The sequence below is a fragment of the Ottowia thiooxydans genome, from assembly GCF_040548795.1.
GTDB lineage: Bacteria > Pseudomonadota > Gammaproteobacteria > Burkholderiales > Burkholderiaceae_C > Ottowia > Ottowia thiooxydans_A.
The window spans coordinates 673,752-686,674 of the sequence record NZ_JBEPSH010000002.1; the positions used below are offsets into that span (position 1 = coordinate 673,752).

The 12,923-nt window shown below is 57.6% G+C and carries 14 protein-coding genes; 5 read left to right on the forward strand and 9 right to left on the reverse strand.

Annotated elements, in window-relative coordinates; all coding sequences use genetic code 11:
* Positions 1-6: 6 nt before the first annotated feature.
* A complete protein-coding gene (locus ABIE13_RS06675; RefSeq protein ID WP_354442248.1) occupies positions 7-1,005 on the reverse strand; it encodes a Bug family tripartite tricarboxylate transporter substrate binding protein in 999 nt (332 codons plus the stop codon).
* 254 nt (positions 1,006-1,259) lie between these two features.
* Between ABIE13_RS06675 and ABIE13_RS06680 the strand changes: the two genes are divergently transcribed.
* Positions 1,260-2,813: an AMP-binding protein gene (locus tag ABIE13_RS06680; RefSeq protein WP_354442250.1), complete on the forward strand. Its 1,554-nt coding sequence runs from the start codon at positions 1,260-1,262 to the stop codon at positions 2,811-2,813.
* A 48-nt stretch (positions 2,814-2,861) separates the two neighbouring features.
* Here the strand turns inward: ABIE13_RS06680 and ABIE13_RS06685 are convergent, their stop codons facing one another.
* Positions 2,862-3,521: a dihydrofolate reductase family protein gene (locus tag ABIE13_RS06685; protein WP_354442252.1), complete on the reverse strand. Its 660-nt coding sequence runs from the start codon at positions 3,519-3,521 to the stop codon at positions 2,862-2,864.
* Between the two features lie 201 nt (positions 3,522-3,722).
* On the opposite strand from ABIE13_RS06685, the gene ABIE13_RS06690 reads away from it, so the two are divergent.
* Together ABIE13_RS06690 and ABIE13_RS06695 are read left to right on the forward strand one after the other, a co-directional pair.
* Positions 3,723-4,535, forward strand: a complete 813-nt coding sequence (locus ABIE13_RS06690) for a helix-turn-helix domain-containing protein (protein WP_354442254.1) — start codon at positions 3,723-3,725, stop codon at positions 4,533-4,535.
* 82 nt (positions 4,536-4,617) lie between these two features.
* Positions 4,618-5,031: a hypothetical protein gene (locus tag ABIE13_RS06695; protein ID WP_354442256.1), complete on the forward strand. Its 414-nt coding sequence runs from the start codon at positions 4,618-4,620 to the stop codon at positions 5,029-5,031.
* Here the strand turns inward: ABIE13_RS06695 and ABIE13_RS06700 are convergent.
* From ABIE13_RS06700 to ABIE13_RS06725, 6 genes are all read right to left on the reverse strand, one after another.
* The gene (locus tag ABIE13_RS06700) at positions 5,028-5,606 is read right to left on the reverse strand and encodes a nucleotidyltransferase family protein (protein ID WP_354442258.1); all 579 of its coding nucleotides are present in this window, start codon (positions 5,604-5,606) and stop codon (positions 5,028-5,030) included. The genes ABIE13_RS06695 and ABIE13_RS06700 overlap by 4 nt on opposite strands.
* A 93-nt stretch (positions 5,607-5,699) precedes the next feature.
* Positions 5,700-6,716, reverse strand: a complete 1,017-nt coding sequence (locus ABIE13_RS06705) for a phosphoglycerate dehydrogenase (protein ID WP_354442260.1) — start codon at positions 6,714-6,716, stop codon at positions 5,700-5,702.
* 2 nt (positions 6,717-6,718) lie between these two features.
* Positions 6,719-7,723: a Bug family tripartite tricarboxylate transporter substrate binding protein gene (locus ABIE13_RS06710; protein ID WP_354442261.1), complete on the reverse strand. Its 1,005-nt coding sequence runs from the start codon at positions 7,721-7,723 to the stop codon at positions 6,719-6,721.
* Positions 7,724-7,752: 29 nt separating this feature from the next.
* On the reverse strand, positions 7,753-8,295 hold the full coding sequence (locus tag ABIE13_RS06715) for a hypothetical protein (protein WP_354442262.1): 543 nt from the start codon (positions 8,293-8,295) through the stop codon (positions 7,753-7,755).
* Between the two features lies 1 nt (position 8,296).
* On the reverse strand, positions 8,297-9,640 hold the full coding sequence (locus tag ABIE13_RS06720; protein WP_354442264.1) for a 3-isopropylmalate dehydratase large subunit: 1,344 nt from the start codon (positions 9,638-9,640) through the stop codon (positions 8,297-8,299).
* A 241-nt stretch (positions 9,641-9,881) separates the two neighbouring features.
* Complete coding sequence (locus ABIE13_RS06725) at positions 9,882-10,781, reverse strand: LysR family transcriptional regulator (protein WP_354442266.1); 900 nt, start codon at positions 10,779-10,781, stop codon at positions 9,882-9,884.
* On the opposite strand from ABIE13_RS06725, the gene ABIE13_RS06730 reads away from it, so the two are divergent.
* Positions 10,776-10,949 carry a hypothetical protein gene (locus tag ABIE13_RS06730; protein WP_354442268.1) on the forward strand — a complete coding sequence of 58 codons (174 nt, stop codon included), beginning with the start codon at positions 10,776-10,778 and terminating at the stop codon, positions 10,947-10,949. The two genes, ABIE13_RS06725 and ABIE13_RS06730, sit on opposite strands and share 6 nt — an antisense overlap.
* Here ABIE13_RS06730 and ABIE13_RS06735 read toward each other — a convergent pair.
* Positions 10,921-11,364 carry a GFA family protein gene (locus tag ABIE13_RS06735; RefSeq protein ID WP_354442270.1) on the reverse strand — a complete coding sequence of 148 codons (444 nt, stop codon included), beginning with the start codon at positions 11,362-11,364 and terminating at the stop codon, positions 10,921-10,923. The genes ABIE13_RS06730 and ABIE13_RS06735 overlap by 29 nt on opposite strands.
* 230 nt (positions 11,365-11,594) lie before the next feature.
* Here ABIE13_RS06735 and ABIE13_RS06740 point away from each other — a divergent pair, with 230 nt between their 5' ends.
* Positions 11,595-12,890 (forward strand): hypothetical protein, encoded by a 1,296-nt coding sequence (locus ABIE13_RS06740; protein WP_354442272.1) that lies wholly within the window; start codon positions 11,595-11,597, stop codon positions 12,888-12,890.
* Positions 12,891-12,923: the final 33 nt, after the last annotated feature.

Consider the following 12,923-nt stretch of genomic DNA (forward strand, 5'->3'; position numbering starts at 1 on the left):
CCGCCCTCAAAGTTTCAGATTGCGAATGACCGCACTGAAGGCCTTGGCTTCCTGAACTGAGAACTGCTTCATCTGGGCGGGCGTCGTCGGCGTGGCAACAAATCCCTGCTCTTCGAACATGCGCTTCAAATCTGCGCTCTGAAGGGCTCTGTGTGCACTCTGGTTGAGCCGCTCCACAATGTGGGCGGGCGTGGCCTTGGGCGCTGAAAGGCCGGCCCAGCTTCCTGTATCAAGATCTGTGACGCCCAATTCGGACAGAGACGGGATCTCTGGAGCGACTTTTGAGCGCGCCTTGCTGGTAAGTCCCAGCGGAACAACTTTCTTGTTCTTGATGAAGCTCAGCGCCGGGCCAATGGCGATGATGCCAAGATCAATGTTGCCCGCGATCAGATCGGTCATGACATTGGCGCCCCCTTTGTAGGGCACGTGCAGAACGTCCAGCCCCATCTGCTGTTTGACAAGCTCGAAGGTCAAATGCATGGACGTCCCCACCCCGGGCGATCCATACGAGAGTTTGGCGCCACTATTGAGCTTGTCTCTCAATTGCTTGAATGAGGTGATGCCACTGGCCGGAGATGCCATGATCACGTGCGGCGCAAGACTAAGCCGGGAAATGGCCTGGAAGTCATTCAGCGGGTCGTAGTCCAGCGTTTTATATATATCGCCAGCGGTGGCGAGGTTACCGCCGTAGAGCAAAAGCGTTTGGCCATCCGGCTTGGCCCGGGCCACCTTGCCCCCAGCGATCGTGCCGCCGGCGCCCCCGGTGTTTTCAACAATCATGGGCTTGCCCAAATCAGCCGCCATGGCCAATGCGACTGCGCGGCCAATGGAGTCAAACTGACCGCCTGCAGAAAAAGGGACGACCAGCGTCACAGGGCCCGTGGGATAGGGCGTTGCTGAATGGCTCCAGACAGGTGCGGCGATGGCGGCACCCGCACCCAGGCGCTGAAGCATGCGTCTGCGGTTGATGGGCAAAGCAAAGAGGAAACCAGGCTTCTCGTTCATGTTGTCTCCTTGTACGTCGTAGTGTGAACTTCGCAGGAAGCTCCGTGGCAGGTTCGGTTGCAAGTTTCGTTGGCATAGGTCGGCCTGCTGATAGCGCAATGTGGCCGGGCGATAACTCAGCGGAATCAAGCGAGCCATAACGGGGCGGCATCAAACCGGGCAATCTGCTTATCAACGACGCTGAAGCACGCTCCTAGCATTGCCTTTATCCGACGCTCACAGGACGCTGAGCACCGCAATCCCAGGAGACTTTCATGAACCAAGGCAGATTCATTACCCGCAACGCACGGTACTTTCCGCAACAACCGGCAGTGATTTTTCAAGATCAGGTCATGAGCTTTCAACAGCTGGACCGTCGCTCCAGTCGTTTGGCCAACGCGCTGCTGGGCCTGGGGCTGAAAAAGGGTGACCGCGTGGCTTTCCAGATGACCAACAGGCCGCAGATCGTGGAGATTGAGATTGCGCTTTACAAAGCGGGCCTCGTCAAGATGCCACTGAATGCGCGCCTGTCCGCTAACGAGGTGGTGGACGTGATCGAGAACGGCGGACCCCGTGTTTTCATCGTAGGCGATTCACACACAGAGTTGGTTCAATCCGTCATGGACCGCGTGGAAGTGCCGCACTACGTGGCCTGCGGTGCAAAGGTAGCGGGATGGTTCGAATACGAGTCCTTGCTGGAACAAGCCAGCGACATCAGCCCGGACGTGGAGATGCAGGCTAATGATCTCGCAGTGCTGCACTACACCTCCGGCTCTACCGGAAAACTCAAGGCCGCGATGCAGACCGTGGGCAACAGGCTGTCGCACCTGCGCAAAGTGGGTATGCATCGCATGCGTGTGAGCCCTGGCGACGTACTGGGCTTAAGCGGCCCACTTACCCACGCGAGCGGCATGTTCATGCAGCCGTTTCTCTATCAGGGTGGAACCCTGCTGATTCAGGATCGGTTTGACCCTGATCTGCTGCTTTCCGCCATTGAGCGCTGGAAGGTGAGCTATACCTTCATGGTGCCCACCATGCTCAACAAATTGACGACGCATCCGGGCGTACGCAACTACGACATCAGCAGCCTCAAGCAGATTGCCTATGGCGGCGCGCCCATGGCGCCCGCACGCATTCGCGAAGCCTGGGAAACCCTGGGACCGGTATTGTCACAAGGCTATGGCGGTGGTGAGACCACGGGCGGCTTGATCTTGTTCGACACCGCATCGCATGCACGTGCATTGGCCGAGGTACCCTCGCGCCTGGCCTCTTGCGGGCGGCCCATTGGAGAGTCCCAGTTGATCGTGGCGGATGCCGAAGGCAATCCGGTCAGGGGTGATGCCGTGGGCGAAATCGTGGTCAGAGGTCCGGATGTTTTTGCCGGCTACTGGGGCGAGCCCGAACTGACTGCGCAGGCGTTCAATGAGCAAGGCTGGCTCAAGACGGGCGATCTTGCCAAGGTAGATGATGAAGGCTATGTCTACATTGTCGACCGCAGCAAGGACATGATCATCTCCGGTGGGTTCAATATCTATCCAACCGAAATTGAGCAGGCGCTCTATCAGCACCCCGCCGTGTATGAAGCTTGCGTGGTGGGCGTACCGGATGACATCTGGGGTGAGTCGGTGAAGGCAGTGGTCGTGCTTCGCTCCGGTAAGAACGCAAACGATGCCGAACTGATCAATCATTGCAAGAGCGCGCTGGCCGATTTCAAGAAACCGCGCTCAATTGAATTCGTTGAAGAGTTGCCCCGCAATCCCAACGGAAAAATCTCTCGCAAGATCGTTCGAGACCGCTACTGGGCGGGACGTGAGCGCATGGTAGGTTGAAGCACCCCTGTGGCGAGACCTGAACCGGCAGTGCAAGACCGAAGAGGCTCAACCCTTGCTGATGTCCTGGGCTCGGGGTTGGCGCACGTAACGCAAGTGAGTCGCGTCTGAACCGTCAAGTACTCGGTCAATGCGAAAACGCGGCGACGAATCCGGCAAGTTTTCAAAAAGACGCCGCCCTCCCCCGAACAACACGGGAGCCAAGGCGATCTCCAACTCATCCACCGCATCCAGGCTCAGGTATTGCTGGATCACATCGGCGCCGCCTGCAATACGGATGTCGCGAGTGCCTGCGGCTTCGCGAGCCAACGCGAGGGCACGCTCAGGCCCATCGTTAACGAAGTAGAAAGTCGTTCCGCCCGGGCGCTCCCAGGGCTTGCGTTTTTCATGGGTCAAGACATAGACCGGTGTGTGAAACGGAGCCTCTTCCGGCCAGGCGACTTCACCCTGATCGAACATCCGCTTGCCCATGATGTTGGCACCGATGCGCTCAACAGTACTGCGAACCAGGTCATTGACCGGTCCCGTCTCTCCCCCAGGTCCTAGTTTGAGGAGGTTCTCACGAAAGTACTGCTGCTTGAGTATCCAGGCCATCATCGCGCCCCACTTGGCGCCCCAGCCTTTGTATCCAGGATCACTCATGATCATGCCCTCTGGGGCCATGTAGCCATCGAGGCTGAGACCAATATTGACGAATACCTTGCTCATGACATTCCTTCGCATAGTTGAGCGCCAACGCCACACATGCACCTGTGTTGGCTTGGCTCGAACTGCGAGATGTTCAAGCAAGCCTGGGTGCCAACACGGCTGGCAGTCGGCATTTTCATTGTGTACGCTGTCCACAAGCATATCCTGAAAGTGAGCATGCGAGCGCAACGTTGAGCATTCCTTGAGGTAAGGTAATGGACCATGACCTCCACCAGCTCCACTGTCCTTACACCACCTCATCCTGCGATCGGGCTTCTGGTGCAGCAGTGGCGTAAGCGTCGCCGGATCAGTCAGATGCAATTGGCTTTTGATGCCGGGCTGTCGACACGGCATTTAAGCTTTATTGAAACGGGCCGCTCCCGCCCCAGCCCGGAAGTGTTGATCTCCATCGCAGGCCAACTGGATGTGCCGTTCAGGGAACGCAACGTCATGCTGATGGCTGCAGGGTACGCACCCCGCTACCCACAGAAAAGCCTGGACGCACCGGATATGCAGCCCGTACACACCGCGCTGACGCGTTTGCTGCAAGCACATCAGCCATATCCCGGGCTGGTGCTGGACAGAAAATGGAACGTGGTACTGGCCAATCCGGCCGCCATGTCATTGGCGAGCCTCTTACCCGAGTCGCTGCGCACGCCTGCAATCAACATCTACCGTGCTTCTCTGCACCCTGAAGGCTTGGCCCGCTTCACGCGCAATCTGGAGGAATGGGCACCTCATCTACTGGCCAATCTGCGACTGGCCGTGGAAGGCAGCGGGGACCCGGAATTGATCGCACTGGAAGCCGAAGTACTGGGGTACCCTGGCATGCAGGCAGCATCTCGCCGTGAGCCGAGCGAGCAGGGGCTGCTCATTGCCTGCCACCTGGATCTGCCCATGGGAAGCCTTTCCATGTTCAGCACGGTGACAAGCTTCGGCACTCCGCAGGATGTGACCTTGCAGGAACTTTGTATCGAGCTTTTCTACCCCGCTGATGCAGCCAGTGAGGCGATGATGCGCAGTTTGGCGACATGACCTCTGAGGTAATCGACGGCAGGCGGCTCATTTCTTAAAGTGAACCCACCCAGGCACGGTGCCTGGACTCATGGAGGTTCATATGTCCAATGTCGCCATTCACTCATTCCTTAAAAACGTCCTCTTGCTGGACGCAGTGACCGGAGTCGCGGTAGCAGCACTGCAGTTGGCTCTGCCGCAACTTCTCAGTTCCTGGTTGGGATTGGCCGTGCCGCTTCTGGTGGGAAGCGCCTTCCTGCTTCTGGGCTACGTGGCTTTGCTCCTGTGGATGGCCTTCGCCGGTCGCGTGGGGCGCTGGGTGTTGCAGTTTCTCGTGTGGGCTAACGTGGCATGGGCGCTTGCCTGTCTGGCACTGGCCATCGGTATGACTGGAGTCACCAAACTGGGCATGGCTTACCTGGCAGTACAGGCGATTACGGTACTTGCCTTCGCAGGCTTGCAGTGGCACCTGGGACGTGAAGGCCGCGCAAAATCCCTTTCCGTGCAGGGCGCTTAGGGGGGCGAGCGGTCAATCCGCAGCCAAGGCCACCGCTCTTGATAGCTAATCGCCTTGGCTTCAAACTGCCGCAGATCTCGGTACAGAGGGTTGGGGCGCAGTACCCCCGCGGCCAGGTCAGTCAAGCCATCAGGTGCGTACAGCTGGCCCGTAGCGACATTGATCCCTACACGGGTGCAGGCGACCAGGTAGCGATCGATACCTTCACGCGCATGCCGCAACTGTGGATACGATGCATTGAACCGTCTTTGGTACCAGAGATGCACCCGTGCCTGGTTCCTTACTTCTACCTTGACACCTAAATCAACACTGGCCTTGAGAGCACGCTGGATAACGCGATCTTCTGCCTCCTCACTCAAGTCTGAGTCATCGAAGTAAAAGATATCGTAGTCATTGACGCCCCAATGCGCGGGAAGGCCCGAATGAAGGTTCCACACGGCTTGGAATAGACAGCCAGCCGTCAGATAGCACTGGGGAATTTCCAGATCCCGAAGGCGGTGGAGCAGCTGTAAATTGATGGGATTGCGCAACGCAATTGAAATGAAATCGGCAGGAGATAGCGACGCTGTGGGCATTCCAAACTTATAGCATTTAAGCGCCGTCCGGTGCGCGCGGGAGAAAGCGCGCCCCTCAGGAGCGCTTGCTGTCGCGAGAATCGGGCTCAGCCCTTATGATGCCGACACCGCACGCTGAGGCTGCCATGCAGCTGGATTGACCACATGCTTTGGCATACTTCCGCGCAAGCCCGTGATAACGCTTTCCGCCACTGACATCGCTACGCGTTCAATCGACTCGTGTGTAAAAGTCGCCATGTGAGGGGTTACCGTAATTCCCTCTACCCCAATCAAGCGACTTTGGCTCCCAGCGCCCTGCTCACGAAGCACATCGACGGCGGCACCAGCGAGTTGACCGTTGGCAACAGCTTCTACCAACGCCTCCTCATCTATCAATCCACCTCGTGCAGTATTCACAAGGTAGGAGCCGCGCTTCATTTGCCCCAGCGTAGCCCTATTGATCAGGTTTTCCGTCAACGAAGTAAGCGGCACGTGAAGCGACACAATGTCGGCTTTAGCCAGAGCTTCCTGGAGCGAGCAGTAGTGGACACCGTGGGCAAGCTCAAAGTCACGGTCGGGCGTGCGGCCCACTGCCAATACTTCCATGTCGAAACCGCGAGCTCGCCTGGCAACGCCCCTGCCAATCCGACCCATGCCGATCACGGCTATCGTCTTCTTCCAGAGTTCAGTTCCAGTCACCCGGTCCCAGCCACCACGGTTCACACCAGCAGAGGCGCGAGACACTCCTCGCATCGATTCCAGCATCAATGCAAAGGTGAAGTCCGCCACACTTTGGTCGTTCGTTCCCGCCGCCGTGGCCACCACAATGCCGCGCCTGGTGGCGAAGTCGATATCGACGTTGTCGTACCCCACCCCGGGCCGTGCAATCAGCTTTAATCTATTGGCAGCCTGAAGTACCCTCTCACCCATGGGCTCCATTGCAAACACGAGAGCGTCAATGTCACGTACTTGTTGCATGAGCCATGCCTCATTTATCGGCGTGGGGGTGTTCATGATTACGACGTCCATATCCGCATCGCGCATCAGAGCAATCGCTGCATCGCAATTGGCCACGCTCTTGGCGGTCACCAGTACGCGCTGGCGGGTTTCGTTTTGTTGGGCTTCTCCCATGATTACTCCATCTTGATATCAAGTCGTGTGAGTACTGGCTTGAGACGTTTCTCTTCAGCGTCTATGTAGTCAATAAGCTCCTTGGCATCCGTCACGCGCAGCTCTATGCCTGCAGCACCAAGTCGCGCGCGGCGGGCTGGATCTGTGGCCGCTGCGCGCATACCGCGAAGGATTTTTGCCCTTACATCCGCTGGAGTACCGGCGGGTGCTGCCACTCCGTACCAGGACTCAGAAAGAAAACCCGGAATACCCGCCTCGGCAGCTGTAGGGACATCAGGAAGCAACGGTGAACGCTGGGATGTAGTCACCGCCAGAGGTCGGATCTTTCCACTTTTGACGAAGGGCACCTGAGGGGGCGTGTTGACGAACGACACTTCCACTTCGCCGCTGACCAGCGCCAAAACGGCAGGAGAAGCGCCTTTGTAAGGAATGTGCGTGATCGGTGCGCCTGTGAGGTCCTTGAACATCTCGCCTCCCAGATGCGGGCCAGTGCCCGCGCCAGCACTGGAATAGTTGAGTTTTCCCGGATTTTTCTTCGCGTAATCAACCAGTTCCCGGACCGAATGAACAGGCGTCGCAGCGTTCACTGAGATCATGCTGCCAATGACTCCCCACATGCCAATGATCTCGAAGTCCTTCCTGGCGTTGTAGGGAATTTTTGGATTGATCAGCGGCATGATGACATGCGTCGCTGGACCAATCATCAAGAGGTTATATCCATCCGGGGGAGCAGTGGCCACCGTCACTGTGCCAACGATGGTGCCGGCTCCGGGCTTGTTTTCAGTGATAACCGCGGCGCCATTGAATGCCGTCTTCAGCCCTTCTGCCAACTCGCGGGTCAGCATATCGCCCGCACCTCCTCCAGCGTAGGGGTGCACTAGCCGCACTACTTTCTCCGGGTAATCAGCCCATGCGGAGACGGGCTGGACCATGGCCGCACAGCACAACAAGCCGATGAACGTCCGAATCTTGTTGGCAAAGTTGAACTTCTGTTTTTTTTGATTCATGGTGTCTCCGTGGGTGAAATAATGATTGCTTATCGCGACGGTTCGCCATTGGTGCCTGGCGACTGAAACTCCTGCTGCAGGGCAGCGACCAAGCCACCGGCACGCCATATCGCCAGCATGCGATCTGAAAACTGCTGCGCCTGAAGTACGCTGCCGTCCGCCAGCCCAATGCGCCCAGTGGCAGGGTCCACAGTGATGGTGTCGCCGTCCTCCACATGCGCCGTGATACCTGGCACCGTCAAAATAGGAAGCCCTTGGGACAACGCTCGGCGGACAAACCCTGACTCGCAAGATTCGACCACCACGACGGCGATGCCTGAGAGCTTGATGGCGGCGCTGACTTCGATGTGGTTGTGGTGAGCAAAATTCTGACCCGCTACCACGATGTCCCCAAGCTGGACCTCTTGAGGGAACCTGGGGTTGAGGCGTCTAAAGCACATCGACTTCAAGAGAGGAACGTCGAACGGCTTGCCGAAGCCATCTCGAACGGCGGAGAAATCGATGATCCCATCGTCACCAGATACTTGATCTCCGAACTTCCAGACTCTTCCCTGCATCGCTGTTGACGTCATTTCAACCACCTTCTGCAATGCAGGACGGCACGGTAGCCGAGGTCAGCAGTTGTCTTGGATCAGTGATTTCGCCGCACACGGCAGATGCTGCGACAGTCATCGGCGAGCCGAGGTAAATCCTCGCGCTCTCCGCGCCATTTCTGCCTTGATAGTTGAACTGATGGGTGGAAATGGAGTTCTCGCCGTCGCTGAGCACGCCCAGGTATCCCCAGCAAGTGTTGCACCCCGGCGAGAGCACTGTCGCCCCTGCGAGTGCAAATGTCTCCAGCAAGCCCTCTCGGGCTGCTTGTGCGTAGACGTTCTGGCTGCCCGGAGATATGTACATAGTCACGCTTTTTGCGATCGTGCGCCCCTTGAGAATCAAGGCTGCATCTCGCAGATCCTGCAGTCTGTTGCCAGCGCAAGAACCTATCGTGGCCTGATGTACCGGTGTGCCTGCCAAAGAATTGACATCTGTAGCACCCGTAAGTTCTGGGGGCACTGTCACCAATGGCGTCAAATGCGAAATATCCAACTCAATGACGCGTTCGAAGGATGCATCCGGGTCGCTACGAACAGCCGAGTACTCCCGTCCGTTGGCGCGTTCCTCAACATATCGCAATGCCAACTCGTCGACATCCATGATGGCCGTGTCCGACATCGTGTGGAACGTTGAAGCCAAAATGGTCTGGCGATCGTCCAGCGTCAGGTGCTGCAAGCCAGGTCCCCCGTATTCCACGCAGCATTGCAGAAACTCCCCCGCCCCGTAGTCCCTGATGATGGACTGGACAACGTCGCGTGCAGAAACGCCCGATTGCAGCTTTCCGTGCAAATTGATGCGCACTGTCTTGGGGACTCGAACCCAGTTCTCGTCTTTCAGCAAAGGGACCAGAATGTCAGCCGACGTGGGGATGTTGAGCGCGCCCACGGCACCGATGCTCGCGATATTCCCTTCATCGGAAAATATCAATGATCCAGGACGCGCGAAGCCACGTTCGACCAGGACCAGGTGACGCAAGCCTGTGTTGGGTCCAAAAAAATTCTCCACACCGAGCTTCGCTGTCAGGTCCTTAAGCAATCTATGCGTAGCGGCGTGCGCAGATCCGACTGCCGCTGAAGGCGTATGGTCGATGACGATGATGGCCTTGTCCGGCCTTGCCAGACGGGTCGCACCGATCTTGTCCAGATTGCTCTTGTGAGTTGGCCAGTAAAGCTCCTGAGTAACGACATGATCAGGTACGCAGTTGACATACTCACCAATGTCCACGTGGCTACGCGACGCATGGCGGGCAATGATTTTCTGAGCGATGGTTTGCCCTTTGCGCGCAGTGGCTGCGGCGCGCGAAGAGTTCGAGTCGTGGGGCATGGGACAGTCTCCTGGATCGACCGCATATGTCTTGCGATTTCGATTTCTCGCGGTCTAAAACCAGGAGGCAGTCTAGGTACTTGTCACACCAAGGACAAATGAATAGTTCTACGCAAAAGATGAATGAAAATCATCTTTTCATGTGCTTACTGCGCTAGAGAGCCTCTGCAAAACCCATCGCGGATGCCGTGCGCTGTCCTCGGGGCGGGCGGCGAGCTATGGGCTGCAAGGCGAGTTTTGTTCAGCCATCTGCCAAGCGCGTTTTCAGGAAATCTACCGCGCGCGCCTGAAGCCACCTCTCCCGCTCATTAGTCGAGTCGTCCCTGCGATTCACGGCGCACAGCGTCCTCTGGATACGCGGTGAGTTCAAACGCACAATGGCGACACCAGGTTCGGGCCTCAGGCTCAGCCTGGGAACGATGGTCAAGCCCAAACCGGCTCGCACCATGTCGACTGCGACCGAGTTATGGAGCGCCTCGTAGCGCCAGTGCAGATGCTCTCTTGCTCGACCTAGAGCACCATCGATCGTTGTACTGTTGCCCGTGGTCAGACTGATCCGAATCATGGTCTCGTGTTCGAGTGCAGAACAATCCACACTACCCAGGCTCGCGAAACGATGGCCCAGCGGGCATATAAGCACGAACGGCTCTTCTGCAATAACTTCCACCGATAAATTGCCGTAGCCCTGGTGCATGACGGAAATACCAAAGGCTGCCACCTTCGATTCCACCAACTCAACGATCTCGCGCGTTGCTGTATCGAATACACGCACAAACGTATCGGGCCAGGTTTGACTGGCTTCGGTCAGCAATGGGCTCACAAGATTCGTGCACAAAGTGGGAAGGCACGCAAATGCCAACCAGTCCGGAGCATGCTGGCCATGCTGACGAACTGCTTCGCAAGACATGCCAAGCTCCCGAACCGCCCTGCGCGCATCGGGCAACAAAGCGCGACCCGCATCTGTCAGGGTGACGTCGCGCGTGGTCCTTGCAATCAGTCTGACGCCCAGGAACTCCTCAAGCTTGCGCATGCGGTGACTAACTGCCGTCTGCGACAGATTGAGTTCCACTGCTGCCAGTTGAAAGCTGCCGTTTTCCACGATGGCTAAGAACGCCTGGATACCGAGAAAGTCAATATGCATGGACGCAAATCAAGTTATCTGAAGCTGGATTGGACCAACCCTGAAGGAGCAGATGTCGGTCGCTTGCAAGCAGTCCAACGCGACAACAGCCTCACCGATGAACCGGTGATCGTAGTTTGCCTGAGCGACCGGCCCACCCTCAATCGCCGATATTCGGGCGATAACTGAGCCAGCCGGCCGTCAGCGCCACACCGCCGCTGTCCCTGGGATGATTCTGGCCTTCCATCACGGGAATCTCAGAGAAATCGAAAGGGCTAAGGCCTTCGATGCATGAAGCGTTCACCCCATATTGAGTCGGATCGGAGCGCCGGGAATGAAAGGTGTAAATGCCGCAAACCGAACAGAAATAGTGCTTGGCCTGCCCGGTATTGAACTGATAGAGCGTCAGCTTGTCTTCACCTTGCACAACCTGCAAATTCTCCAGATTGACCGAAACAGCTACGGCGCCGCGCATGCTGCAGTAAGAACAGTTGCATCGTCGGGCGCTGCGCAAACCGTCTGTGAGGACCAGTCTGAAACGCACGGACTCGCAATGGCAGGTGGCGTTCAGCTCGCGAGGTTCATCAAAGTTGGAGAGATTCATTTTTTGCAATCCTTTGGAAGTGCCCCCGGCTGGGTGTTGCCTGGGACACAAGAGATTTTCAAGGATTTCTTGCCGCACAGATAGTCGCCATTTCCGATCTTCTTCTGCGACTCGCCCAAGCGTTCGACGGCTCCCGGAAGGAGGAGCCTCGCCCCCACAATCCAGCATAGCAGCTCTCAATGTGATGTGATAACATAACAAATCAATCATACGGAAAGAGGTCTTAAGCCATGGGAGTTTCATTGGTGCGCTGGAAAAGAGCTGTTCTGGTTGCCGCCTGCGCGGCCGCGTTGGCCGCCTGCGGTGGGGGTAGCAGCGACGTCGAAGATGTAGGCGGCAGCGACCCAGACCATGGTCACGATCATGGGCATATAGAGACTGCGGGGCGCCTGGTGGTGCTCGAACCCGGAAGCAACCAGGTACATGTGGTCGACCTGGATGCAGGCGCTGTCTTGCAAAGCTATGCCGCTGACAGCGCGCCATCAGCTGTGTATGCCAGCCCCGATCGCCGTTACGCCCTGCTTTTTCAAGGCACTCAGAACCAGATCCAATTTGTGGACGGCGGCATCTACCAGGAGCCTCACGACGATCACATGGACGACAAGAAGGAATCGCCCAGGTTGCTCAATACGCGGCTGTCGGGCGCACGACCCACGCACTACGAAAGCCATGGCGGCCTTGCCGCTGTGTTCTTCGATGGAAATGCTGCTACCAGCGCGAATGCTTCCATCGCATTGCTCAACGACTCGAGCATTGGCGGCAGCGGCATGACGCTGGCCACCCAGCGTCTGGGCTCGCCCATGCACGGCACGGCCGAGCCACGAGGCGACTGGTTGCTCACGACCTGGAAAGCGCCAGAAGTTGAAGGTACGACGCCCACCCATGTGGAGCTGTACGAGCGCCATGGGGATCACTTCCACCAAGCTAAGCGCTTCGAACAAGAATGTCCAGGCTTGCATGGCAGCTACTCCAACACAAGCTATACGGCCTTCGGCTGCAGCGATGGAGTGCTGGTGATACGACAGTCGGGAGACGCGTTCACGGCGCAGAAAATCCCCAACCCCACCAGCATGGACGGAGCCCGCATAAGCACCATCATCGGCAACGATCACATGGCAAGCTTTGTGGGAATCGGCAGCGGCGGCAATATGTTCGAGATCGATCCGGTCGCAGGAGCCATCAAGCGCATTGACTGGGCTGAAGGTCGAGTACGCCGTGCGCATGCGATTGACGCCGAAGGCGCGAACTTGCTGGTGCTCGACGACATGGGCTCATTGCACATCCTGTCCACCCAGAACTGGAACCAACGTGCCGTGCTGACAAGTGTGATTGCGAACATGCCCACTGCCTCGCCCTACCCCGCCCTCGCGGTGAGTGCCCAGGATGACAAGGCATGGATCAGCGATCCGCAAGGCCGGCGCCTTCACACCGTCGATCTCGGCGATGCAGCGGTGACGGGCTCAATCGCACTGAACTTCAACCCGGGCGGCTTGACCTGGCTGGGCATCTCTGCCCACAAGCACTGACCCGAAAAACATCCACCTGTGAGTTAACCACTC